Below are 23,899 nucleotides of genomic sequence, written 5' to 3'. Positions count from 1 at the left end.
TCTGGTTCCGGCGAGCTGAACCAGGCCCCTGGTGCGGGACGAATTGACGCGCCCCACCCGGTAGCCACGGTCCCGCCCTTCGCCTGGGCTGAGGGCCGAGTGGTCCGCTGGCTCGGTCTTCCGCCGTTTGCCGAGCGTCTGTCATCCACGGTGGTGGTTTCCACAGCCGTGGCGATGGGTGCTGTCCGCTCCCCGCCCTGGCCTCCCGGCCGCACTCGGGAATGGGGCCGTGTTCCTTGACAACTGCACAGCGACGAACCGCGCGCACATCGCGTCTCGTCCTGCCCAGGGCGCGACCGTACCGTGCCCGCTCCTGCCCTGTCAGGGAGCGGCATGCACCACCGGAAATGATCTCCACCCATGAACCGCCAACGCCGGCAGCCCGTGCCGAATCACCCCTTCAACAAGGAGTTCCCGTTGCCTCTCACCCACTTTCCCGATCGCCTGCACCGCCGGCCGACACGATGTCGCGGGCCGGTGCTGACAGAACCCGTCTTGATCCCCGTTCGGGAGTCAGGGTTGGCGTCCGTGTTGACGTCAGTGTTGAACCTGACCCCCGAACGGACCCCCGTTCTAGGCTCACAGTGCAGGTCGGCCCGACTGTCACCAGTTACGGGCTGTCCTCCGACAGACCCTCCATGTCTCGGGTCTCTCCCCCGGGGGTGCGTTATCCGCATCGCTGCGAGGCGGTGACCACCGCTGATGGTTGATCCTGTGCTGCGGGTCCAGTCCCAGCTGACCGGGCGGGACCGGGTCCTGCTGGGCTGGCTGTACGACCACGGCGTGCTGACCTCGTTCCAGATCGCCCACGCCCTGTTCCCGTCGCTCGACTTCTGCCAACGGCGGCTACGCAAGCTGCACCAGTTTCGGCTGGTGGACCGGTTCCGGCCGCAGCGGCCCGACGGCGGCTCCTACCCCTACCACTACCTGCTCGACCAGCTCGGCGCCGACGTCGTCGCCGCAGACCGCGACGAGCGCCCACCCCGGCGCGACCATGCCCGCACCCAGCGGCGGCGGTGGACCTCCACCCGGACACTGGCCCACCGGCTCGGGGTGAACCAGTTCTTCACCGACCTGGCCGGCTACGCCCGCACCCACCCCGACACGGAACTGGTCCGCTGGCTACCCGAGGCCGCGTGCGCCCGTCCTGGCGCGTTCACCCGGCCCGACGACCCCGCCCTGGTCCGCGCCTACCAGCCCCGGGTCCGACCCGACGGCTACGCCCTGTGGGCCGAACACGGCCGCTTGGTGCCGGTGTTCGTCGAGTACGACACCGGCGGCGAGCAGCTCGACGTGCTGACCGGCAAACTCGCCGGCTACCGGGATCTGTTCGGCACCCTCAACCAGGTCTGGCCCGTCCTGTTCTGGCTGCACTCCACCACCCGGGAACGCAACGTGCGCCTCCGACTGGCCGCCGAACCCACCGGACTCCCCGTCGCGACCGCCGCCCGCGACTACGCCACCACCGCCGGCCTGTGCCCCGCCGACGCCGTCTGGACCACCGGCGGGCCGCATCGGCTGCGCCTGGCCGACCTGGCCGACCACACCCTCCACACCGACCACCACCGCGACCCCACCGCCGACTGATGCCAGCAGCGGCGGTCTGTCACGGATCTGTCGACAGCCCGCGAAAGCGCGCCTGACAGTTCGCGGTGAGATAGAAGTCCCGCCTGCTGACAGATCGCCGAGCTACCCCCCTCGCCCAACTCGACGGGCTGCAATTCGGATCACCCGAGCGAAAGGAGCAACGTATGAACGGAATCCTCCGACCCCAGCCGGCTTTCCCGCTTTTCGGAGGAACGTGGCCACCGCGCCCCACCACGAAAACGACGTCCGGAGCTATCCTGACGCACCACATCCCGGTACCGCCACCACAAACGGCGGTGCGAAAACACCCCGCACCCGCGGAAAGAACCCGACCATTCCGATCCGGATCGCGCGGATCGAAACCGTACCCATGACCCCCGCCGAACTCGACAACGCCGCCGAAGCACTCGCCGTCCTGCTCAACCACTTCATCGACGACCACCCCGACCTCTTCCAGTAACCCGCCCCGCCGGTGGCGGCCACCCCGGCCGCCCCGGGTACCACCCGTCCACCGACAAGGACACCGCCCGTGACAGCCCCACCCCTCGCCCCACCCAGGCGGCGCGGCCGACGCGCCCACCAACCCAACACAGCCGAGCGGCCCGCCGGCCCGTGCCGGGTCTGCGTCTACATCCGCCGCTCCACCGACGACGAACACCAACCGTTCTCCCTCGACGCCCAACGCGCCGCCCTGGAGAAATACGTCAGATCCCAACCCGGCTGGACCATCGTCGCCGAATACGAAGACGACGCCTCCGGCGCCACCACCCACCGACCCGGCCTCCGCAAAGCACTCCACGCCGCGAAAGCCGGCCTCTACGACGTCCTACTCGTCTACCGACTCGACCGATTCAGCCGCAGCGTCGCCGACCTCCTCGACCTCATCAACATCCTCGAATCATCCGGCGTCCGATTCTCCTCCGCCACCGAACCCGTCGACACCGGCGGCCCCTTCGGCCGCATGATGCTCCAACTCCTCGCCGTCTTCGCCGAATTCGAACGCAACATCATCATCGACCGAGTGAAAAGTGGCATGACCGCGAAAGCCAGCAAAGGAAAATGGGCCGGCGGCACCCGCCCCTACGGCTACCTCGTCAACCCCGACCACCGCCTCGTCCCCCACCCCGACGAGGCACCCATCCTGCGCGACATCTTCCGCCTCTACACCCGCGACCGCGTCGGCACCCGCGCCATCGCCACCGAGCTGAACTCCCGCGGGGTGCCGAACCGGACCGGGAAGAAGTGGTCCGGACACACCATCAACCGGATCCTGGACAACCCCGCCTACGTCGGGGACATCGCCTACCGCGACGTCTACGTCCCCGACGCCCACGACCCGCTGATCGACCGGGACACCTTCCAACGCGCCCAGGACATCGCCGCCGCCCGCGGGGACGTCCAAACCCAGCGGGCCATGTCCGACTCGGACTACTACCTCACCGGCCTGTTGACATGTCCACGCTGCGGACAGCGCTACATCGGCACGTCCGCCAACGGACGGACCCGCCGCTACCGCTACTACACCTGCTTCACCCGAACCCGCTACGGCAAACACGCCACCTGCGACGCGCCCCGCCTACCCGCCGACGACCTCGACAACGCCATCCTCAAAGCGCTGCACGACTTCTACACAACCGCCGAACCCGTCCTGACCGCCATGATCGAACGCGCCCACACCCAACGCGCCAGCACCACGGAAAACCGCAGCGCCGAACTCACCGCCCTCGCCCACCAGATCACCAGCACCGAAACGGCTATCGACCGCTATCACACCGCGTTCGAGAACGGCACCATGAACGACACCACCGCCGGTCCGCGCATCCGGGAACTCCGCCAGCAACTGGCCCAACTCCACACCCGGCACGCCGAACTCGCAGCCGGTCTCGCCGCCCAGCCCGCCCCACCGGCGCCCGGCACCATCGCCCTGATCCGCGACTACCTCACCACGATCATGGCTAGCGGCAGCGACACCGAACGCAAGGCCGCCATCGAGACCCTCATCGCCGAAGTCCAACTCACCGACCAGGGAGTCGTACCCGTGTTCAAGATCCCCACCGATACGACAATGCCCCCGCCCGAAACGGACGGGGGCACCTCAGAAGAACCACCGGTTCGCACAATGGTGCGGTCGGTGGAGCCCAGGGGACTCGAACCCCTAACCCCTGCCTTGCAAAGGCAGTGCTCTGCCAGTTGAGCTAGGGCCCCGTGAGCGGCGTCGAACGCCCGTCGCCGGGCCGGACGTCAGCGCAGGTCGGGCGCGGTGGTCGCCTCGTGCCACAGGGCACGCTCGTCGTTCGAGGCCTTGATCTTGTTGAACACGACGGCGGCCACGCCGACGACGCCAGCCAGAATCAGCAGCTTCTTGAACATGCGGCGACCCCTCGTGCTCGACTACCGTCGGACGACGTGCGGTGGGGCTAGCTGGAATCGAACCAGCGACCTCAGAGTTATCAGCTCTGCGCTCTAACCGACTGAGCTATAGCCCCGTGTTGCGACGAGCAAGATTAACCCATCCGCTCAGCCAGCCCCAAATCGGGGTCCAGCCGCACGAGCCGGGCCGTCGACGCCTGCAAAACCTACCTGAGTACGGGACGCCGGGGCGACCGCTTTCCACGGTGCACCGGCGTCCCGGTCGGCTCAGTCCCGCTCAGCGAGGGTCAGCTCGATCCCGCCGACCAGGTCGGCGCAAACGTTGTAGACGAATGCTCCCAGCGTGGCCAGCGCGGTGAACAGCACCACGTTGACCAGGCCGATCAGCGCCGAGCTGAGGATTACGCCCTTGGCGGTGATCTGGAAGCCGCTGGTGCTCTGCCCACCGCCGGCGTTGACCAGGTCACTCAGGCTCTCGTTGACGCTCTGGAACACGCCCATGGCGTCCAGCGCCAGGTAGAGCACCGAGGTGGCGACCACCACGACGATGAAGAGCACCACCGAGACGGCGAACGCGAACTTCATCACCGACCACGGGTCGATCCGCTTCAGGTTCAGCCTGGCCCGGCGCGGTCCGCGGGACGCGGCCGAGCTGACCGACGTACGCGCCGCACGTACGGCGTCGCCGACGCGGGCAGCCCCGACGGCGGACGCGTTGCCGATGCCCGGAGGCAGGCCACCGCCGCTGGCCGGGCGACCGGCAGCGGCCGTATGCGCCGCAGCCGGCTGCGGCTGGGTCATGCCGGGTGTGATCCGCGGCTGGGTGCCGGTGGTCCCGGTGGACGCCGCCTGGCCGGGCCGGACGTTGATCGGCTGGGTGGTCGCCGGACGGGCCGAGGGTGCCGCCGCCGCACCCGGAGGTGTGGCGGCGACGGACGTCGGCGCCTCAGCGCCGGGCGCCTCGGTCTTGTCGCCCGACCCAGCGTCATCGCCGGTCTGCTCCGGCGGGGGTGTCATGCCCGGAGCCCTCGTGAATTTCGGGGCAGGCGCATCGGCGGGGACCGTCGCCCGGCCTACGGCCGCGCGGCCGGTCGCTGGTGTGCCGCCCTTGGCGGCCTCCTCGTCGACCGGGTTGGTCGAGGTCCCCGTGTTCCCCGACTTCGCCTGTGTCTCCGTCATTCAACTAGTCCTGTTCGTCAGGCTCGTCGGCATTGCGAGCAATCGCCACGATAGTCACGCCGTCCGGGAGGTCCATCAGCTTGACCCCCATTGTGTTCCGGTCACGCGTACGGCGTACAGGCTTCACCGGAGTCCGAATGACACCACCGTTGCTGGTGATCGCAAACAGCTCATCGTCCGGGTCGATCACCACCGCGCCAACCAGACCACCGCGCCGCTCGGTGATCTTCGCAGTCAACACGCCCTTACCTCCCCGGCCCTGCACCGGGTATTCCTCGATCGGGGTGCGCTTCGCGTATCCCCCGTTCGTGGCCACCAGAACGTCCAAACCCTCCCGGACGACCTCCATGGCAAGCAGGACATCGTCGTCCGTGAAGCGCATGCCGATCACACCCGAGGTGGCCCGGCCCATCGGCCGCAGCGCCTCGTCCGAGGCATTGAACCGGATCGCCTGTGCCTTCTTGGAGACCAGCAGCAGGTCATTCTCCGGCGCAACCAACGCAGCACCGACCAGCTCGTCCTCATCGCGCAGGTTGATCGCGATGATGCCGCCGGAACGGTTGGAGTCGAACTCCTCAAGCCGCGTCTTCTTCACCAGGCCGTTCTTCGTGGCCAGTACCAGATAGGGAGCTACCTGGTAGTTCGGGATCTCAATGATCTGCGCGATCTGCTCGTCGGGTAGGAAGGCGAGCAGGTTGGCCACGTGTTGGCCCTTGGCTACCCTACTGGCCTCCGGCAACTCGTACGCCTTGGCCCGGTAGACGCGACCCTTGTTCGTAAGGAACAGGATCCAGTCGTGGGTCGAGCAGACGAAGAAGTGGCTGACGATGTCGTCCTGCCGCAGGGTAGCGCCACTGACGCCCTTGCCGCCGCGCCGCTGGGAGCGGTAGAGATCGACCTTGGTCCGTTTGGCGTACCCGGTCCGGGTGATCGTGACGACCACGTCCTCGCGGGCGATGAGGTCCTCCATTGAGACCTCGCCGTCGAACGGGATGATCTGCGTCCGCCGATCGTCGCCCCACTTGGCGACGATCTCACTGAGCTCCTCCGAGACGATTTTTCGCTGCCGCTCCGGCTTGGCGAGGATGTCCTTGAGATCGGCGATCTCGAGCTCGAGCTTGGCCAGGTCGTCCACGATCCGCTGCCGCTCCAACGCGGCGAGCCGGCGCAGCTGCATGTCCAGAATCGCGGTCGCCTGGATCTCGTCGATCTCCAGCAGCCGGATCAGGCCCTGCCGGGCGTCGTCCACGGTCGGCGAGCGCCGGATCAGCGCGATCACCTCGTCCAACGCATCCAGCGCCTTGCCCAGACCGCGCAGGATGTGCGCCCGCTCCTCGGCCTTACGCAGCCGGTACGCGGTCCGCCGGCGGATCACGTCGATCTGGTGCTCGACGTAGTAGCGAATGAACTGCGCCAGGTTGAGCGTGCGCGGCACCCCGTCGACCAGGGCCAGCATGTTGGCGCCGAAGGTCTCCTGGAGCTGGGTGTGCTTGTAGAGGTTGTTCAACACAACCTTCGCGACGGCGTCGCGCTTGAGTACCAGCACGATCCGCATGCCGGTACGCCCGGAGGACTCGTCGCGGATGTCGGCGATCCCGGCGAGCTTGCCCTCCTTGATCAGCTCGGCGATCCGCTCGGCGAGGTTGTCCGGGTTGACCTGGTAGGGCAGCTCGCTGATGATCAGGACGGGCCGGCCCCGCTTGTCCTCCTCGACCTCCACCACGGCGCGCATCCGGATCGAGCCACGACCCGTGCGGTACGCGTCCTGGATCGCGGTCGTGCCGACGATCAGGCCGTGGGTCGGGAAGTCCGGGCCCTTGACGATGCCGAGCAGCGCCTCGAGGGTGGTCTCCTCGTCCTCCTCCGGGTGCTCCAGGCACCACTGCACCGCCGCGCCGATCTCACGCAGGTTGTGCGGCGGGATCTTGGTGGCCATGCCGACCGCGATGCCCTCGGAGCCGTTCACCAGCAGGTTGGGGATCCGCGACGGCAGGATCGTGGGCTCCTTGGCCCGACCGTCGTAGTTGTCCTGCAGGTCGACGGTGTCCTCGTCGATGTCCCGCAGCATCTCCATCGCGAGGGGGTCGAGCTTGCACTCGGTGTTGTGGCTGACGAAACCGTCGGAGACGAACGAGTGGTCGTCGGTGTCGACCCGGACGCTGTAGACCGGCTGCACGCCGGCGTCGGTGATCTGCGCCACTTCGGCGTAGTAGAAGCGTCCATCGACCAGCGGCTCGACCACGTCGAGCACCTCGGAGTTGGTGATCCGGGCGGCGATCTCGTCGCGGTCCCGCTCCCAACGCTCCACCCGGTCCACGTTGTGCCGGCGCAGCCAGTCCCGCTCCGTCCAGCGCTGCGCGCCGTGCTCGCGGATGAAGTCCCCGACCAGCGGCACGTGGTCGCTGGAGAGCGCGGTGCTGCTCGCCGGCACCTGGGCCAGCTCCGACTCCAACTTGGCCTGCTTGCGGCCGAGGAAGCCGACGTGGGCGGCGAAGATCCGGGCGTCGCGGCGGTTGGTCACCACGACCTTGATCTCGCCGTTGTCGTACCGGGTCTGCCGGCTGATCACGCCGAACTCCAGCAGCAACTGCTGGACCTCGCGGGCCAACCGCTCACTGCGGGTCGAGTACGAGATCTGGATGGTGTTCCGCGGCAGCAGCGACGACGAGCCGTCGCCCTCGAAGAGTGCCTGGAGGAACGCCCGCTTGACCGCTGCCGGCCCCTGCCAGACGAACTCGGGAACGAACTTCGCGGCGCTGCGCGCTCCCATCAGGTCGCCTAGGAGGCTCGTCCGCAGCGCGCTGAGATCCTGCACATCGAGTTCGTGGAGGGTGCTGCCCGAGGCGATCACCCGCTCACTGACATAGCGGGGCCCACCAACGGCCAGGTCGTAGGCTGCGAGGACCCGGACGAAGAACTCCCGGTCGACGTTGTTGAAACCGGCGCGGCCCGGGGAGACCCAGCCCTCGCTGACGAAGGCACCGGCGAGGATGGCGGCCTCGACGTGCTCCAGCATCGGGTAGCCGATCTCGTCCGGCACCGAGCGCTGCAGGACCACCCGGTCGCCCGGGGTGATCTCGGCGAGCAGCTTCCAGAGCAGGGTCGGCACACCGGCGACGTCCACCAGGCAGAGCACCGGGTGGTTGTGGGTGCCGGTCAGCTCGTACCCCTCGCGGGTGCGCAGCCGCAGTGTGGGGTGCTCACCGGAGTGGAAGAACTTCGACGCGCGGACCAGGTCACCGTTACGGTCGCGGACCTTGAGGTCGATGTCTGTCTCGCTGGACGGTGCCGCGTCGGCCACCACATCCGCGATCCGAACGCTGCCAACGGCGGTACGAATACGGACATCTGCCGTAACGCAGTATCTCATCGCCGCAGCCGGATCATTACCCGGCGAGCCGAAGTTGCCGTTGCCGTCGACCAGCGGATACCGCAGCGACCAGGGCTGCGCCATCCGGACCAGCGCGTCGTAGATCGCGGAGTCGCCGTGCGGATGGAACTGACCCATCACGTCACCGACGACCCGGGAGCACTTCACGTAGCCGCGGTCCGGCCGGTAGCCGGAGTCGAACATGGCGTAGAGGATCTTGCGGTGGACCGGCTTGAGCCCGTCCCGGACGTCCGGCAGCGCCCGCCCGACGATGACGCTCATCGCGTAGTCGAGGTAGGAGCGCTGCATCTCCACCTCGAGCCCGACCGGTTCGATCCGGTCGTGTGCGACCACGGCGGCGATGGCCTCGGCGGGGACCTCGGGCTCGTTCGGTGTGGACTCGGGAGAATCGGTCACTGTATACCCTTATCAGACTCAGAGTCGTTTTTGTGCTGTGGATAACCGCTGTGGATACCGGCCAAGCTGTGGATAACTCTGTGGACCGGTGGATCGACCGGGCAGCGCCCGGCCGACCCACCGCGGCCCGTCAGATATCCAGGAACCGCACGTCCTTGGCGTTGCGCTGGATGAACGACCGGCGCGCCTCCACGTCCTCACCCATCAGCACACTGAACAACTCATCGGCGGTCGCCGCGTCGTCGAGAGTGACCTGACGCAGGGTACGCGTCGCCGGGTTCATCGTGGTTTCCCACAGCTCGGGATAGTTCATCTCGCCGAGGCCCTTGAAGCGCTGGATGTCGTCCGGCTTGGCATTCGGCTTCTTCTGCTGGCGCAGTGCGATCAGCCCGTCCCGCTCGCGGTCGGAGTACGCGTACTGCGCGTCGTCGCCCTTCTTGTTCCACTTGATCTTGTAGAGAGGCGGAGCTGCCAGGTAGACGTGGCCCATCTCGACCAGCGGACGCATGAAGCGGAACAGCAGGGTGAGCAGGAGCGTCTGGATGTGCTGGCCGTCGACGTCCGCGTCGGCCATCAGCACCACCTTGTGGTACCGCAGTTTCTCCATGTCGAAGTCGTCGTGGATGCCGGTGCCCAGCGCGGTGATCAGCGCCTGGACCTCGTTGTTCTTCAGCACCCGGTCGATCCGGGCCTTCTCCACGTTGAGGATCTTGCCGCGAATCGGCAGGATCGCCTGGGTCCGCGGGTCGCGGCCCTGCTTGGCCGAGCCACCGGCCGAGTCACCCTCGACGATGAACACCTCGGACTCGCGCGGGTCGGTGGACTGGCAGTCGGCCAGCTTGCCCGGCATCGAGCCGGACTCCAGCAGCGACTTACGCCGGGCCAGCTTGCGCGCCTGCTGCGCGGCGATCCGGGCCCGAGCCGCCTGGGATGCCTTGGTGATGATCATCTTGGCCTCGGCCGGATTGCGGTCGAACCAGTCGACCAGCCGGTCGTTGCAGACCCGCTGCACGAAGCTCTTCACCGGGGTGTTGCCGAGCTTGGTCTTGGTCTGGCCCTCGAACTGCGGGTTGGCCAGCTTGACCGAGATGATCGCCGCGAGCCCTTCGCGGATGTCCTCGCCGGAGAGCTTCTCGTCGCCCTTGAGCAGCTTCTTGTCGGTGCCGTACCGGTTGACCACGCTGGTCAGCGCGGACCGGAAGCCCTCCTCGTGGGTGCCGCCCTCGTGCGTGTTGATCGTGTTGGCGAAGGTGTAGACCGATTCGCCGTACGACTCGTTCCACTGCATGGCGATTTCGAGCGACATCCCCTCCTCCTCGGCGCCGAACTCGACCACGGTCTTGTGGATCGGGCTCTTCGAGGCGTTGAGGTGCCGGACGAAGTCGGCGATGCCGCCCTCGTAGAGGAAGGTCACCTCGCGCTGCCGGCCGTCCTCCTCCTCGGCCACCCGCTCGTCGAGCAGGTGGATGCGCAGCGCCCGGTTGAGGAAGGCCATCTCCTGCAGGCGCCGGTAGATGGTCTGGAAGTCGAAGTCGGTGGTCTCGAAAACGTCCGGGTCGGGCCAGAAGGAGACGGCCGAGCCGGTGCGGTCGGTGGTCTCGCCCTTCTCCAGCGGGCCGGGCTTGGAGTTGTTGTACTGCTGCCGCCACACGAAACCGGACTTGTGGATCTCCACGGCCATCCGGGTGGAGAGCGCGTTCACCACGGACACGCCGACGCCGTGCAAACCACCGGAGACCGCGTACGCCTTGCCGTCGAACTTGCCACCCGCGTGCAGCACGGTCAGCGCGATCTCGACACCCGGCTTCTTGAGCTTGGGGTGAAGGTCGACCGGGAAGCCCCGACCGTTGTCGGTGACCCGGACGCCACCGTCGGCGAGCAGCACGACATCGATGGTGTCGCAGTAACCGGCCAGCGCCTCGTCCACCGCGTTGTCGACGACCTCCCAGACGAGGTGGTGCAGACCACGCTCGCCGGTGGACCCGATGTACATACCGGGCCGCTTGCGGACCGCCTCCAGCCCTTCGAGAACGGTGATCGACTCTGCGCCGTACTCCTGCTTGTCCTGCGCTGCCACCCTCGGCCACTTTCTCGCGTCAGCCACGCCAGTAGGGCGCGTCGGGCGCGGGTTCGGCGGACAGGACGCGACGTCGGCGCGCGGACCGGTGCCGGAGACCTCCGGACAACGGGTCGAACGCGCCGGTCGCCGCGGTTGCCCGCGGATCGCGATCGGCTCGACCCGACGTGGAGAATGAACCTGGGCCCGCTGGCCCCGTCCCTCTCCCGCACCGGGTCTTCGTCTCGCTGTCAATCCTACTGTGCGTGGAGGACAGAACCACCACTCGGCACCCTCAGAGAGGCGGCTGAGAAGTCCGTAGCCGGCAGAATCCCGTTGCCCGCGACTCCCCCCACACGCCAGGCCCCGATCGCACGCGCCGCCCCCGGACGCGTTGACCCGCGGTCGGGTGGGTCGGGGGTCGCGGCGAAAGCGTCCGTGCCGTACGTTTGCGGCGCCCCGGCACGAGCCTTGATCTTTACCGGCCGGAACCGGGACGATCGACTCGATCGACCCGACACATGCTCTCGAAGAGGTGACAGATGGGGCTGGACAACGTCGCGGTGCACTGGCCGCGGACCGGCCGCTTCTACGATCCGGTCGCGCCGGCCGAGTTCGTCGACTTCGGCGAAATCGTCGATCTGCCGCGGATCTCCGCGCCGACGGCGGCGCTGGCTGAACTCATCGCGAAGACCGGCACCATCCGGGCGACCGCGTACACCGAGTTGGTGGATCTACTCCTCGGCCTCGAAGGTGTGTTGTACGCCACAGATGCCGCCGCCGAGGACGAGGATCCGGTGATCGACCCGGACGGCTGCTCCTGGATCGCCAGCGGTATCGAGAGGTTCGTGGCCGGGCACCGCCCGGATGGCGAGGCGGTGACCTTCGAGTCGGTGAGCACGGTGCTGCGCTCGCTGCTCGGCGACGGCAGGTTGGCCGAGCAGCAGCTGCGGTGGCTGGAGAGCCGGCTCGACGCACTGCGCGACGAGCGCGGCGACCCGCCGCAGTGGAACTTCACCTGCGCCGAGCTGGGCGTGCTGGCCGCGTTCTACCGGCGCTGCGCCGAGCGCGGTTTCGCCGTCTACGCCGACGCCTGAGCCGCCGCGCCGAGCGCCGGGTCGGTTTCCCGGGCGGTCTCGTCGCCGGTCGGTCGGTTGGCCGCCGCGATCACCTGCGTGAGCACCGCGTGCAGGTGTTGCAGGTCCTCGACGGGCAGCCCGAGTCGCTGCACGATCGCGGCCGGGATCGACTCTGCCTGGCTCCGGAGCGCGGCACCGCTGGCGGTGAGGGTGACCGCCAGGCTGCGCTCGTCGCCGGGGTCACGTTCCCGCCGCAGGTAACCGGTCGCTTCGAGTCGCTTGAGCAGGGGTGACAGTGTGCCCGGGTCGAGCTGCAACAGGCGGCTGAGGTCGCGACCGGACAGCGGCGCGTGCTGCCAGAGCGCCAACATGACCAGGTACTGCGGATGGGTCAGCCCCATCGGTTCCAGGAGCGGCCGGTAGACGGCCACCACGCTGCGCGCGGCCACCGAGAGTGCGAAGCACACCTGCTGCTCCAGCGCCAGCGGGTCGACGCCGTCCGGTTGTTCGCTCATCGGTTGCCCTCCCCTAGCACGGTGACTATCGTACCGATCATTGGTGCACCAACCATTGGTGGCCCAATGATCTGCTCGTTCGACGGGCGGCACGACGCAACGCGGAGAGGGCGGCAGATGAGCGAGGACAGCGCGGTCACCAGGACCCCCGGCGAAGGCGGCCGATTCCTGCGCTGGGTCTTCCTGCACCTCGCCGGCCCGGCCGAGGGTGTGCAGGGTGCGGTGCAGGGCGGCTCCGCCGAGGCCCGCGAGGCGTGGAAACGCGACCTGGCCGAGCGCAAGCGCTACACCCGGGAGCAGCGCGAACGGAAGCGGACGGCCCCCGAGGCCGACCGGCGGAGCTGAGAAGCCAGCTCAGCCGTACGTGTCGCGTGGGCCCCGGCCGCGTACCCGACGCGGCCCCTTCGCCCAGGAGGGCGCGGCCGGGCCGTGGATGTGCAGCTTGCGCACGACGTTGTGGCCGACCTCGCTGGCGATCTGCTTGAGCAGCGAGCCGGCGAGCAGCCGCAACTGGGTCGCCCACGCGGTCGACCGCGCCTCCACGGTCAGCTCGCCGTTCTCCAGCTTGACCGGGCGGCTGTTCTGGGCGACCTCTGCGCCGACGACCCGCTCCCAGGCACCGAACACGGTGGCCTCGGCCGCCGGCTGCTGCCAGCCACGCGCCTTCACCAGCCGGTTCAGCACCACGCTGAGCGGCTGCGGATCGCGCGGGTCCGGGCCCGGGCCGGAGTAGCCACGCAACCGCCGCCCCGAACCGCCGGCAGCGTCGCCGCTTCCGCCGGGGGCACGCCGGGCGCGCGCCGCCGCCTGCCGCCGGGACAGCGCCGCGTCGAGCACCGCCCGAGCCAACTCCGGCCCACTGGCGGCGGCCGCCGGCTCACCGCCCGTCGCCTTCGCCTCAGGAACACGCGAGGCCGCGGCGTCGCCTCCGCCGGCCGCGGGGCGGTTGGTGCGTGGCTCATCCGACACGGCGTACCGTCCCTTCGCCTACCTGGTAGCGGGTGCCGCGCAGGGCGGTCGGCACGTCGTCGTCCACCGCGCAGGTGACCAGCAGCTGACTCGCCCCGCCGACCAACTCCGCCAGCCGCTCCCGGCGGCCGGTGTCCAACTCCGCGAAGACGTCGTCGAGCACCAGCACCGGCTCGATGCCATCGGCGCGTAACAGGTCGTACCCGGCCAGCCGCAGCGCGAGCGCGAGCGACCACGACTCGCCGTGGCTGGCGTACCCCTTGGCGGGCAGTGGGCCGAGGGTCAGCGCCAGCTCGTCACGGTGTGGGCCGACCAGGGTGGTGCCCCGTTCGATCTCGGCGGAGCGGGACGCGGCCAGGGCAGCGGTCAGTGCGTCGGCCAGCGCGGCCCGGTCGGTGGTCGGCTCGGCCAGCTCGATCGAGGGCCGGTAGGCGATGCTCGCCGCGCCCCGACCGGCGGCCACCGCGTCGTAAGCCTTGGCGACGTGCGGGGCGAGCGCGGCGACGAGCTCCAGTCGCCCGGCGAGCAACTCCGCGCCGTGCTGGGCCAGGTGGGTGTCCCAGACGGCGAGGGTGCCAAGATCGCCGCCGCGTGACCCGCCGGTCTTGCGCGCCAGGTACGCGGTGCGCAGCAGGGCGTTGCGCTGCTTGACCACCCGCTCGTAGTCGGCCCGCACGCCCGCGTACCGGGGCTGCCGGTTGACCAGCAGGTCGTCCAGGTAGCGGCGGCGCTCGGACGGGTCGCCGCGGACCAACTCAAGGTCTTCCGGGGCGAAGAGCACGAGTCGCAGGGCACCGAGTACGTCCCGAGCCCGCCGCGCCGGTGATCGACCCAGCCGGGCCCGGTTGGCCTTGCCGGGCACGATCTCCAGCTCGACCAGGAGCTCGCGTCCCTCGTGGACCACCGCACAGCGGATCACCGCGGACGCGGCGCCCATCCGGACCAGAGGTGCGTCCGTGGCGACCCTGTGTGAATCCAGGGTCGCCACGTAGCCCAGCGCCTCGACGAGATTGGTCTTGCCGACGCCGTTCGCGCCGATCAGGACATTCGCCCCCGGCAAAAGGTCGACGGCCACCCGCTCGTACGAGCGGAAGTCGACCAGTTCCAGCCGGTGAACGTACACAGGTTGTGGATACCGCTCAGCGCTTGTGGACGGCGTGGCCACCGAACTGCTGGCGCAGCGCGGCGACGGCCTTCATGGCGGGCGAGTCGTCCTGCCGGGAGGCGAACCGGGCGAACAGCGAGGCGGTGATGACGTTCAGCGGCACGGCCAGCCGGACCGCCTCGTCGACGGTCCACCGGCCCTCGCCGGTGTCCTCGGTGTAGCCGCTCAGCTCGGCCAGCTCCGGGTCCTCGTCGAGCGCGTGGTCCAGCAGGTCGAGCAGCCAGGAGCGGACGACGGTGCCCTCTCGCCAGGACTTGATGACCCCCGGCACGTTGGTCACCAGCTCGGAGGCGGCCATCAGCTCGTAGCCCTCGGCGTAGGCGTGCATCAGGCCGTACTCGATGCCGTTGTGCACCATCTTCGAGTAGTGCCCGGCGCCGACCGGCCCGGCGTGCACGAAGCCGAACTCGCCCTCCGGCTTGAGCGCGTCGAAGATCGGCATCAGCCGGTCGACGTGCTCCTGGGCGCCGCCGACCATCAGCCCATAGCCGTTCTGCCGGCCCCAGACGCCGCCGGAGACACCGACGTCGAGGTAGCCGATGCCCAGCTTGTTGAGCCGCTCGGCCCGGGGGGCGTCGTCGCTGAAGCGCGAGTTGCCGCCGTCGATGATGATGTCGCCCTCGCCGAGGACCGCGGCGAGCTCGTCGATGGTGGTGTCAGTGACACCGGCGGGCACCATGACCCAGACCGCGCGCGGCGACTCAAGCTTCGCTGCCAGGCCCGCGAGGGTCGCGACGTCGCTCAGCTGCGCGTTGTTGTCGAAGCCGACAACGTCGTGACCAGCGGCACGCAGCCGCTCCCGCATGTTGCCGCCCATCCGGCCGAGCCCTACAAGGCCGAGCTGCATGTGTTTCTACCTCCGTGGATCTGGTGTTGCTGGGCGCGATCAGCGAGAAACGCGAATCGGCATGATGAGGTACCGGTACCCCGGAATGACCTCGCCATCCTCGCCTGCGGGGGAGATCACTGCGGGCTTGAAGGCGTCGACGAACGAGAGCACGGCGGTCTGGGAGCCCAGGTTGGTCAGGCCGTCGATGAGGTACTGCGGGTTGAACCCGATCGTCAGCGCCTCGCCGGTGAAGGTGGCTTCCATCGCCTCGCTGGCCCGTGCCTCCTCGGAACCGCCGGCTTCGACCACCAGGCCGTCGGCGCTGAAGCTGAGCAGCACCGGGGTGGTCCGCTCGGCCACCAGCGCGACCCGCTTGACCACCTCGATCAGGGCGCTGACCGGCACCCGGGCCGCAGCGTTGTGGGTGGCCGGGAAGAGCGAGCGCACCGGCGGGTAGTTGGCGCCGTCGAGCAGGCGGCTGGTGGTGCGTCGGGTGCCGCCGGCCAGGCCGACCATGCCCTCACCCGCAGCGCCCTGCGCGAGCGCGAGCGTGACCTCGCCGCCCAGCGGGCCGAGGGCCTTGGCGGTGTCGTTCAGGGTGCGGGCGGGCACCAGGGCGTTGATGCTCACCTCGGGGTCGTCCGGCTGCCACTGGATCTCGCGCAGGGCGAGCCGGTAACGGTCGGTGGCGAGCATCGACAGCGTGTTGCCGGAGAGCTCGACGCGGACGCCGGTCATCATCGGCAGCGTCTCGTCACGGCCGGCCGCGATGGCCACCTGGGAGACGGCGGTGGCGAACGCGGCAGCGTCGACCGTGCCGGCGCTCTGCGGCATCTCGGGCAGCGCGGGGTAATCCTCCACCGGCATGGTGGGCAGGGTGAACCGGGCGCTGCCGCAGACCAGCTCGAGGTGAGCGCCGACCGCGGCGATGTCGACCGGCTTGGCCGGCAGCGCCTTGGTGATCTCGGCGAGCAGGCGGCCGGAGACGAGCGCGGCGCCGTCGGCGTCACCCTGCACCTCGACGGTCACCTGGCTGGAGACCTCGTAGTCAAAGCCGGACACCCGCAGGTTGCCGTCGGTGACGCGGAGCATCACCCCGGCGAGCACCGGTACGGATGGCCGGTTGGGCAGGCTCTTCGCGGTCCACGCCACGGCCTCGGCGAGCGCGTCGCGCTCCACTCGGAACTTCATCAATGCCTCCGCGTCGACGTCAGCGACAACTGTCTCATGCCGACCGCTGCCTACCGTCCCGCCAACCGTGCGGGTACCCATCGCACCTTAGGGCGCGGGGGTATCGGCTGTGCGCCCGACCCCATGGATCGCGTCGGTGCTGACCGGCTGATCCGGCAGCGTTCGGCCCGATCCACAGAAAGCCCAACGGTGATGATTGGTTTTTGTTCTCTTAGAAGAGATAACTCATAGTCTTCATCGCACCTGTGCAAACTGTGGAAAAGCGGGGTCTGCGCAGCTCAGACAGGTTATCCACCGGTGATTTAGCTGTGGATAACCGGGGGTACAACCGGCTTGCGTGTCCACAGCCCGGTCTCGGCGGCCGGTTGTCCACCGTTGTCCACCGGTTGTCCACCGGTTATCCACCGACTTTCTCCCCAAGTCTGTGGATGACGGTGAAGATCATCATTGCTTTCATCCACAGAACCTTCAACAGCTCGTACACAGGGTGGCGTTCGTCGGTGGAAAACGTGACGGTTGTCCCCAGGCGTCCACAGGGTCGTGCACAGGGTTTTTCCACAGCCTGTGGGTAACCAGGGAAAGGCGGGCCGTAGTTATCCACCGACGGTGGACAACGAGCTGTGGACAACGAGTGGGAGTCGAGGCGGTCACGGCCTCAATGCTGTGGCCTACACCATGTCGAGAGTCCAGGTGAGGACGAAAAAAGAACGCCCGGCCGGAGATCCGGCCGGGCGTGTCCCGGGCTGCGTGCCGTCGCGACGGCTGGCGTACGCCTCAGGTGTTCTGCTTGATCCGGTTGGTCAGCTCGGCGATCTGGTTGTAGAGCGAGCGGCGCTCGGCCATCTGCTGACGGATCTTCCGGTCGGCGTGCATCACCGTGGTGTGGTCCCGCCCACCGAAGGCCTGCCCGATGCGGGGCAGCGACAGCTCGGTCAACTCCCGACACAGGTACATGGCCACCTGCCGGGCGTTGACGAGCACCCGGGACCTGGACTGACCGCGCAGGTCCTCCAGGCTCACTCCGAAGTAGTCGGCGGTCGAGGCCATGATCTGGTCGGCGTTGATCTCCGGCCCGGCGCCGTCGGGCATGAAGTCCCGGAGCACCTCCTCGGCCAGTGACAGCTCGACGGTCGAGCGGGTCAGGCTGGCGAACGCCGTCACCCGGATCAGCGCCCCCTCCAACTCCCGGATCGAGTTCGACACCCGGGAGGCGATGAACTCCAACACGTCCGGCGGGGCGTACATCCGCTCCTGCGCCGCCTTCTTCTGCAGGATCGCGATCCGGGTCTCCAGATCCGGCGGCTGGATGTCGGCCAGCAGCCCCCACTCGAACCGGGTTCGCATCCGGTCCTCAAGGGTGGCGAGCTGGCGCGGCGACCGGTCGGAGGTGATCACGATCTGCTTGTTGGCGTTGTGCAGGGTGTTGAAGGTGTGGAAGAACTCCTCCTGGGTGCGCTCGCGGTTCTCCAGGAACTGGATGTCGTCGATCAGCAGAATGTCGACGTCCCGGTAGCGCCGCTGGAACGCGCTGGTCTTGTCGTCCCGGAGCGAGTTGATGAAGTCGTTGGTGAACTCCTCGGTCGAGACGTACCGGACCGAGCGGGCGTTGCCGAGTGTCGTGGCGTAATGCCCGATGGCATGCAGCAGGTGAGTCTTGCCCAACCCGGAGTGACCGTAGATGAACAGCGGGTTGTACGCCTTCGCCGGTGACTCCGCCACCGCCACGCTCGCCGCGTGCGCGAACCGGTTGGACGAGCCGATGACGAACGTCTCGAACATGTACTTCGGGTTGAGCCGGTTGCCGCCGGTGTCGGCACCGGGCAGCCGGCGGTCGTCGCGGCCACCCGCCCGATGGTCCACAGCGCTGCGGCCCGGGCCGCTGTCCGTTCCGCTGTCCCGGGGCAGCGCGCGGATCACGTGCTGGTCGCGAGGCGACGCCGAGTCTTCCCGGTAGCGGGGCTCGTAGGGCCGGGTGTCCGGGCCGGGCGAGTCCAGGCGAGCCTGCTCGTCGTAGCCGCGCCGGTCCGGCCCCGGTCGGGACGGCCGCATGGGCTCCGCGAACGCGGCGCTGAACAGCGCCTCCTGCCCGTCCCTGCTGGCCGGGATCAGCCCTGAACGATGCCCGTCAGCGGTCGGCGCGAGCGGCGGACCCGCCGGCGCGGGTGGCGCGGCCGGCTCGGGCGCACGCGCCGCGGGAGGCTGCTCAGGGATCATCGCGTCGGCAACCGGCCGGACGTCCTGGTCATCGTCGAACGGTGTGGCGGCCGGGCCCTCGACGTCGAGCGGCCCGGTCTCCGGGGCGCTGCGATAAACGGTGCCCGCCGGTCGGCCCGTGGCGTCCTCGGCCACCCGAACGGTGACCGCGACCTGGATCGGCCGGCCGAGTCGGCGGGTCAGCGCCTCGGTGATCGCCGGGCGCAGCCGTGACTCGATCACGTCGCGGGTGAACGCGTCCGGGACGGAGAGCAGCGCGGTGTCCTCGACGATCGCCCGCAGCCGGGTCAGTCGGAGATAGGCACGCTGCTGGGCGGAGATGATCTCGTCGGCCAGCTCGTCGGTCGCCGCTAACCACACCGCGGCAAGGTCGGTCGTACCGGCCACCGTCGTGCCACCCCCTCGCCTCTGCTCCCGGCCGCCGCTGTCTGCCAGCCGGCCGTCCCGGGCCCGCCGCGTTCGCGGGTGGAACAACACCCACCCGGACGGTCGACCGGTGGTCATCCACAAGTTATCCACAGCCTGTGTACCGACCGATTGTGGCCGCCGCCGGACGCGGGTGCGACCTGCCACTGCCTGAACGGGCGCTGAAGCGGGTTCACCGTGCCGAACGATTCACTACCTTGTCCGGTCTTGCCTGTGCGACGATCGGAGCTTCCGACGCTCACCGCAATCGGGCACGGTAACAGCGTTGTCCCTGCGCCATCAACCGGCGACGCGGCGGCGCCCTTGTCGGCATCAGCGAAAACCGTCCTTCGGCCTCGGGCGCGTCCTGTTGTCCGCTGCTCGGTGTGTTTGACGGTCATTGCACCCCTGCGTAGGCTGGAACGGCTGCTTTCTCGCCCTCTGCTAGGGTGATGGGTGCTTGCTGTCCGCGGTCGCATCCGCGCTCTGCCGAGGTCCCGCTCCGCCGGACAGCACCGATCGTGGGCCACCGTCGAGGTGGCCTGGACCACCACACGACCCCGGCGATCCCGTCGCGCGGGGCGCGTACGAAAACGGAGAGCCTGACGTGAGCAAGCGCACCTACCAGCCGAACAACCGCCGGCGCGCGAAGACCCACGGCTTCCGGCTGCGCATGCGCACCCGTGCCGGCCGTGCCATCCTCTCGAGCCGTCGCGCCAAGGGTCGCACCGCACTGTCGGCCTGAGCCGACCGGGCGGGTCCAGGGGACGTGGGCAATCGTGCTGGCCGCCGCGCAACGACTGCGGCGCAGCACTGACTTCGCCGCAGCGGTTCGCGGTGGCCGACGTGCCGGACGTGGTGCCGTCGTGGTCCACCTGACCGTGCCGGCGACCGCCGACCCCAGCACACCGACCTCGCCGGAGCCGGTGCGGGACAACAGTGCGGAGCACTCATCCGTGCCGTCCCGCGCCGGCTTCGTCGTGTCCAAAGCCGTCGGCAACGCGGTGACCCGTAACCGGGTCCGGCGCCGACTGCGGGCACTGGTCCGGGAACGGTTGACCGCCCTGCCGGCCGGCAGCACCCTGGTCGTCCGGGCGCTCCCCGCAGCGGCGGAGGCGTCGTACCCTCGGCTCGCCACCGACCTGGACGCCGCCATCGCGGTCGCCCGGTCACCCCGCGAACGGCGGTCCCGATGAGCGGCACCGACCAGACCAGCCCACGCCGGTTGACAACCGGTGCCAAGGTGCTGATTGCGCCTATCATCGCGTACCGTCGGTGGATAAGTCCGGCTCTGCCGGCCCGCTGTCGGTTCTACCCGTCGTGCAGTGCGTACGCCCAGGAGGCGGTCGCTCGGCACGGCGCGCTCCGGGGAGCCGCGCTGGCGGTCCGGCGGCTGTTGCGCTGCCACCCCTTCCACCCTGGTGGACATGACCCGGTGCCGGAGCCGGGCGGCCGCCGCCGTGCTGATGCGACTGGAGCCCCGAATTGAGTCTCGACTGGATCTACTACGCGATTTCGTGGATCCTGCTGACCTGGCACTCTGCCTGGGACGCCATCGGGGTACCGGTCGGCGCGGTGCTCGGCACCAACTTCGCCTGGATCCTGTCCATCGTCTTCCTGGTGGTCACCGTCCGGGTGATCCTGTTCCCGGTCTTCGTCAAGCAGATCAAGTCGCAGCGGGCGATGCAGGCGCTCCAGCCCAGGGTCAAGGAGCTTCAGGAGAAGCACAAGGGTGACCGGGAGACGCTCCAGAAAGAAATGATGGAGCTCTACAAGAAGGAGAAGGCCAACCCGCTGATGGGTTGCCTTCCGATGTTCCTTCAGATCCCGGTCTTCCTCGGCCTCTTCCACGTCCTGCGCCGGCTCGACCCGTTCAAGCCGGAAGACAAGAAGACGATCTACGGCTGGACCGTCGACCAGTTCAACAGTGCCTCGCACGCGAAGCTCTTCACCGCGCCGCTGTCGGGCAAGTTCGGGTCCACCGCCGACGAGTTGGCCCGCCTCGGCGCCAACGGCAGCACCGTCAAGATCATTGCCGGCCTCCTGGTTCTGGTCATGATCGCGACCACCTACCTGACCAGCCGTCAGATGATCCTCAAGACCGGCTGGGCCGAGGACCCGCAGCAGCGCATGATCCAGCGCCTGATGCTCTACGGCATCCCCGCTTCGCTGCTGATCTCCGGTGCGATCTTCCCGATCGGCGTGATCATCTACTGGGTCACCAACAACCTCTTCACCCTCGGCCAGCAGCAGTGGGTGCTGCGGAAGTTCCCGCCGCCGGTGACCGCCAACAAGGCCGTCGCCCCCGCCGCCACTCGTAACCCCGCGCAGCCCGCCAAGTCCGCTGGCCTGTTCGGTCGGGGCAAGTCGGCCCCGCCGGCACCGGTCAAGGCGACCGCGCCCAAGGTGGCCGGGCCGAAGCCGGGCGCCAAGCCGATGAACAACCCGAAGAAGAGCCGCCCCGCCAAGCGGCAGGGCTGATCCGGTAAGGGGCCGTCGCCGGGCAACTGGCGGCGGCCCGTTCCGCAGCGTGCAGCCGCCGTATGGCCGGCGCCGGGCGGAACCGACCGCGCATCGCGCGGCCACGGGCGACACTGCCCGTACAGACGTGCCCGTGGGCACCGGTGACCTCCCGCCGGCCCCGGGAAACCAGTCGGACCCGAGGGTCCGGCCGAGCGAGTACGGAGATGAGACCGTGACCGAGACCAGCATCCCCCGCGCCGAGCAGTCCCTGGACGAGGAGGAGACCGCGACGCTCGCTGTGGACGGCGACGACACCGAGGCCGACGACGACGGCGATGACACCGAGGCCGACGATGACGGCGATGGCACCGAGGCCGACGATGACGGCGATGGCACCGGGGCCGCGGACATCGGGGCTGCCGCTGGCGGCCGGGTGAAGAAGGCGGTAGGCGAGGGTGACCTGTTCCGGCAGAGCGAAATCGCCGCTGACTACGTCGAAGGGCTGCTCGACATCCTCGACTACGACGGCGACATCGACGAGCTGGTCGCCGCCGGGCGCCCGATGGTCGAGGTGGTCGGCGAGCGGCTGCAGAATCTGGTCGGCCAGCGGGGGGCCACCCTGGAGGCGCTCCAGGAGCTGACCCGCCTCGCTGTCTTCCGGCAGACCGGGACGCCGAGCCGCCTGCTGCTCGACGTCGGCGGCTACCGGACCAACCGCCGCAAGGAACTCGCCGCGGTCGCCAAGAACGCCGTCGAGAAGGTCAAGGAGTACGGCGAGCCGGTCCGGCTCGATGCGATGTCCGCGTTCGAGCGGAAGTGCGTGCACGACGTGGTCAACGCCATGTCTGGCGTGGAGAGCGAGTCTGAGGGTGTGGAGCCGAACCGGCGCATCGTCGTACGGCCGGCGGACTGACCGGGTGACCCACGAGGACATCACGGCCGACGCCGTGACCGGCCCGGGCGGCACGCTGCCCGGGCCGTCCGCTGCCCGGCCCGCTACCGCTGACGCCGACTCGACTGGGCGCGACACCGCCCCGTCGCCAGAGGACGCGGCGCTGCCGCCCGAGCTGGCGCCGGCCGCACTGGCCCTCTTCGGCGATCGTCTCGACCTGGCCGCCGCGTACGCCGAACTGCTGGCCACTGACGGCGTTGTCCGCGGTCTGATCGGTCCTCGGGAGGCACCCCGCATCTGGGACCGGCACCTGCTCAACTGTGCCGCCATCGCCGAGCGGATTCCGTCTGGCGCGACCGTGCTCGACGTCGGCTCCGGTGCCGGTCTGCCGGGTCTGGTCCTGGCCATCGCGCGCCCCGACCTCACGGTGACCCTGATCGAGCCACTCGCCCGCCGGACGTCGTTCCTGATCGAGGTCGTCCAGCAACTCGGTCTGGCGAAGTCGGTGCGGGTGTTCCGCGGTCGGGCAGACGAGGCGGCCACCGGATTGACCGGCCGGGAGCCGATCAGCGGCGACGTGGTGACCGCTCGCGCGGTCGCACCGCTGGATCGCCTGGCAGGCTGGAGCCTCCCCCTGGCCGTCCGTGGTGGCCGTCTGCTGGCACTGAAGGGCTCGTCCGCCGCTGCCGAAATCGAGGAGCACGCCGAGGTGGTGGCGCGTCTCGGTGGCGGGGAGCCGACCGTGCACCTCTGTGGCGTCGGGGTGATTGATCCGCCCGCCACCGTCGTGGAGATCGTGCGCGAGCGGATGATCGGCCCTGCGCGCCCGGCGGCCAACAAGCGCTCGCGGGACGGACGCCCCCGCCGACGCTGACACTTCGCGCCATCGGGCTTCCGGCCGGTGGGTTGCCTCGTTGTACCGGTACGGATGGACGAGGAGTTGAGAACCCGACGTGGACCGGCCGCGCCCGTCCGCCGTAGGCTGATCGCGCGTCGATAGTGTGTGGAGCGGGCGACGGACGTCGCGGGTCTCCGACCGCTCCCGAGGGCCGTACGCTCCGGGAAGCGAGCGTGGGTGTGGCCAAGTTGACCGGGGCGCGGACCGACCATCCGAAGCGGGCAGGGATGACAGGTGCATGACGACGGCAGGTACGACGATCCACGCGTGACCGGGTCAACCAGCGATCCCGTTTCACGT

21 protein-coding genes, 2 tRNA genes and 1 pseudogene are annotated in these 23,899 nt (G+C 69.1%); 11 read left to right on the top strand and 13 right to left on the bottom strand.

Annotated elements, in window-relative coordinates:
• Positions 1-702: 702 nt before the first annotated feature.
• The 3 genes and pseudogenes from OG811_RS10715 to OG811_RS10705 all read left to right on the top strand — a co-directional run.
• Complete coding sequence (locus OG811_RS10715; protein ID WP_406073818.1) at positions 703-1,587, top strand: replication-relaxation family protein; 885 nt, start codon at positions 703-705, stop codon at positions 1,585-1,587.
• 214 nt (positions 1,588-1,801) lie between these two features.
• Positions 1,802-2,047 (top strand): hypothetical protein, encoded by a 246-nt coding sequence (locus OG811_RS10710; RefSeq protein WP_406073816.1) that lies wholly within the window; start codon positions 1,802-1,804, stop codon positions 2,045-2,047.
• 12 nt (positions 2,048-2,059) lie between these two features.
• Positions 2,060-3,145: pseudogene (locus OG811_RS10705) on the top strand (recombinase family protein); the annotation flags it as partial.
• Positions 3,146-3,163: 18 nt separating this feature from the next.
• Here the strand turns inward: OG811_RS10705 and OG811_RS10700 are convergent.
• The 7 genes from OG811_RS10700 to gyrB form a co-directional block, all read right to left on the bottom strand.
• Entirely contained in the window at positions 3,164-3,601 is a 438-nt protein-coding gene (locus OG811_RS10700; RefSeq protein ID WP_406073814.1) for a hypothetical protein, read from the bottom strand.
• Between the two features lie 118 nt (positions 3,602-3,719).
• Positions 3,720-3,792 (bottom strand) — tRNA-Ala (locus OG811_RS10695).
• A gap of 36 nt (positions 3,793-3,828) precedes the next feature.
• Positions 3,829-3,957 carry a DLW-39 family protein gene (locus OG811_RS10690; RefSeq protein ID WP_209444550.1) on the bottom strand — a complete coding sequence of 43 codons (129 nt, stop codon included), beginning with the start codon at positions 3,955-3,957 and terminating at the stop codon, positions 3,829-3,831.
• Between the two features lie 42 nt (positions 3,958-3,999).
• Positions 4,000-4,073: transfer RNA gene (locus OG811_RS10685), tRNA-Ile, on the bottom strand.
• Between the two features lie 151 nt (positions 4,074-4,224).
• On the bottom strand, positions 4,225-5,136 hold the full coding sequence (locus OG811_RS10680; protein WP_406073812.1) for a DUF3566 domain-containing protein: 912 nt from the start codon (positions 5,134-5,136) through the stop codon (positions 4,225-4,227).
• Positions 5,137-5,140: 4 nt separating this feature from the next.
• Complete coding sequence (gene gyrA / locus OG811_RS10675; RefSeq protein WP_406073811.1) at positions 5,141-8,923, bottom strand: intein-containing DNA gyrase subunit A; 3,783 nt, start codon at positions 8,921-8,923, stop codon at positions 5,141-5,143.
• A gap of 130 nt (positions 8,924-9,053) precedes the next feature.
• The gene (gene gyrB / locus OG811_RS10670; RefSeq protein WP_406073810.1) at positions 9,054-11,000 is read right to left on the bottom strand and encodes a DNA topoisomerase (ATP-hydrolyzing) subunit B; all 1,947 of its coding nucleotides are present in this window, start codon (positions 10,998-11,000) and stop codon (positions 9,054-9,056) included.
• A gap of 521 nt (positions 11,001-11,521) precedes the next feature.
• Between gyrB and OG811_RS10665 the strand changes: the two genes are divergently transcribed.
• Positions 11,522-12,076: a hypothetical protein gene (locus OG811_RS10665; RefSeq protein ID WP_406073809.1), complete on the top strand. Its 555-nt coding sequence runs from the start codon at positions 11,522-11,524 to the stop codon at positions 12,074-12,076.
• On the opposite strand, the gene OG811_RS10660 is transcribed toward OG811_RS10665, so the two are convergent.
• On the bottom strand, positions 12,061-12,573 hold the full coding sequence (locus tag OG811_RS10660; RefSeq protein WP_406073808.1) for a MarR family winged helix-turn-helix transcriptional regulator: 513 nt from the start codon (positions 12,571-12,573) through the stop codon (positions 12,061-12,063). The two genes, OG811_RS10665 and OG811_RS10660, sit on opposite strands and share 16 nt — an antisense overlap.
• Before the next feature lie 117 nt (positions 12,574-12,690).
• On the opposite strand from OG811_RS10660, the gene OG811_RS10655 reads away from it, so the two are divergent.
• Positions 12,691-12,918 carry a hypothetical protein gene (locus tag OG811_RS10655; RefSeq protein ID WP_406073807.1) on the top strand — a complete coding sequence of 76 codons (228 nt, stop codon included), beginning with the start codon at positions 12,691-12,693 and terminating at the stop codon, positions 12,916-12,918.
• A gap of 9 nt (positions 12,919-12,927) precedes the next feature.
• On the opposite strand, the gene OG811_RS10650 is transcribed toward OG811_RS10655, so the two are convergent.
• From OG811_RS10650 to dnaA, 5 genes are all read right to left on the bottom strand, one after another.
• The gene (locus OG811_RS10650; RefSeq protein WP_406073805.1) at positions 12,928-13,542 is read right to left on the bottom strand and encodes a DUF721 domain-containing protein; all 615 of its coding nucleotides are present in this window, start codon (positions 13,540-13,542) and stop codon (positions 12,928-12,930) included.
• Entirely contained in the window at positions 13,532-14,665 is a 1,134-nt protein-coding gene (recF, locus tag OG811_RS10645; RefSeq protein ID WP_406073803.1) for a DNA replication/repair protein RecF, read from the bottom strand. The genes OG811_RS10650 and recF overlap by 11 nt, the downstream gene beginning before the upstream one ends.
• 16 nt (positions 14,666-14,681) lie before the next feature.
• Positions 14,682-15,554 carry a phosphogluconate dehydrogenase (NAD(+)-dependent, decarboxylating) gene (gene gnd, locus OG811_RS10640; protein ID WP_406073801.1) on the bottom strand — a complete coding sequence of 291 codons (873 nt, stop codon included), beginning with the start codon at positions 15,552-15,554 and terminating at the stop codon, positions 14,682-14,684.
• A 39-nt stretch (positions 15,555-15,593) separates the two neighbouring features.
• On the bottom strand, positions 15,594-16,727 hold the full coding sequence (dnaN, locus tag OG811_RS10635) for a DNA polymerase III subunit beta (RefSeq protein WP_406073799.1): 1,134 nt from the start codon (positions 16,725-16,727) through the stop codon (positions 15,594-15,596).
• Between the two features lie 774 nt (positions 16,728-17,501).
• Positions 17,502-19,328, bottom strand: coding sequence for a chromosomal replication initiator protein DnaA (dnaA, locus tag OG811_RS10630; protein ID WP_406075646.1), 1,827 nt, complete (start codon positions 19,326-19,328; stop codon positions 17,502-17,504).
• Positions 19,329-19,953: 625 nt separating this feature from the next.
• Between dnaA and rpmH the strand changes: the two genes are divergently transcribed.
• From rpmH to rsmG, 6 genes are all read left to right on the top strand, one after another.
• Positions 19,954-20,091: a 50S ribosomal protein L34 gene (gene rpmH / locus OG811_RS10625; protein ID WP_406073797.1), complete on the top strand. Its 138-nt coding sequence runs from the start codon at positions 19,954-19,956 to the stop codon at positions 20,089-20,091.
• Positions 20,092-20,125: 34 nt separating this feature from the next.
• Positions 20,126-20,542 carry a ribonuclease P protein component gene (gene rnpA, locus OG811_RS10620; protein ID WP_406073795.1) on the top strand — a complete coding sequence of 139 codons (417 nt, stop codon included), beginning with the start codon at positions 20,126-20,128 and terminating at the stop codon, positions 20,540-20,542.
• Positions 20,539-20,835 carry a membrane protein insertion efficiency factor YidD gene (gene yidD / locus OG811_RS10615; protein ID WP_406073793.1) on the top strand — a complete coding sequence of 99 codons (297 nt, stop codon included), beginning with the start codon at positions 20,539-20,541 and terminating at the stop codon, positions 20,833-20,835. Before rnpA ends, yidD begins: the two co-directional genes overlap by 4 nt.
• Positions 20,832-21,827, top strand: a complete 996-nt coding sequence (yidC, locus tag OG811_RS10610; RefSeq protein ID WP_406073792.1) for a membrane protein insertase YidC — start codon at positions 20,832-20,834, stop codon at positions 21,825-21,827. Before yidD ends, yidC begins: the two co-directional genes overlap by 4 nt.
• A 214-nt stretch (positions 21,828-22,041) precedes the next feature.
• Positions 22,042-22,722 carry a protein jag gene (locus tag OG811_RS10605; protein WP_406073790.1) on the top strand — a complete coding sequence of 227 codons (681 nt, stop codon included), beginning with the start codon at positions 22,042-22,044 and terminating at the stop codon, positions 22,720-22,722.
• A gap of 142 nt (positions 22,723-22,864) precedes the next feature.
• On the top strand, positions 22,865-23,575 hold the full coding sequence (gene rsmG / locus OG811_RS10600; RefSeq protein WP_406075644.1) for a 16S rRNA (guanine(527)-N(7))-methyltransferase RsmG: 711 nt from the start codon (positions 22,865-22,867) through the stop codon (positions 23,573-23,575).
• The last annotated feature ends 324 nt before the right edge of the window (positions 23,576-23,899 follow it).

Origin of the sequence: Micromonospora sp. NBC_01638 (genome assembly GCF_045209745.1) — a bacterium.
In the GTDB taxonomy this organism is placed as follows: Bacteria; Actinomycetota; Actinomycetes; order Mycobacteriales; family Micromonosporaceae; genus Micromonospora.
Note: the sequence above shows the minus strand (reverse complement) of the source record. Positions and strands in the feature narration are given on the sequence as shown.

What these genes read in the sequence shown, in the direction of transcription:
- OG811_RS10715 (WP_406073818.1), top strand. Translation starts at nt 703, where the DNA reads ATGGTTGATCCTGTGCTGCGGGTCCAGTCCCAGCTGACCGGGCGGGAC.
- OG811_RS10690 (WP_209444550.1), bottom strand. Translation starts at nt 3,957, where the DNA reads ATGTTCAAGAAGCTGCTGATTCTGGCTGGCGTCGTCGGCGTGGCCGCC.
- OG811_RS10680 (WP_406073812.1), bottom strand. Translation starts at nt 5,136, where the DNA reads ATGACGGAGACACAGGCGAAGTCGGGGAACACGGGGACCTCGACCAAC.
- OG811_RS10665 (WP_406073809.1), top strand. Translation starts at nt 11,522, where the DNA reads ATGGGGCTGGACAACGTCGCGGTGCACTGGCCGCGGACCGGCCGCTTC.
- OG811_RS10660 (WP_406073808.1), bottom strand. Translation starts at nt 12,573, where the DNA reads ATGAGCGAACAACCGGACGGCGTCGACCCGCTGGCGCTGGAGCAGCAG.
- OG811_RS10655 (WP_406073807.1), top strand. Translation starts at nt 12,691, where the DNA reads ATGAGCGAGGACAGCGCGGTCACCAGGACCCCCGGCGAAGGCGGCCGA.
- gnd (WP_406073801.1), bottom strand. Translation starts at nt 15,554, where the DNA reads ATGCAGCTCGGCCTTGTAGGGCTCGGCCGGATGGGCGGCAACATGCGG.
- dnaN (WP_406073799.1), bottom strand. Translation starts at nt 16,727, where the DNA reads ATGAAGTTCCGAGTGGAGCGCGACGCGCTCGCCGAGGCCGTGGCGTGG.
- yidD (WP_406073793.1), top strand. Translation starts at nt 20,539, where the DNA reads ATGAGCGGCACCGACCAGACCAGCCCACGCCGGTTGACAACCGGTGCC.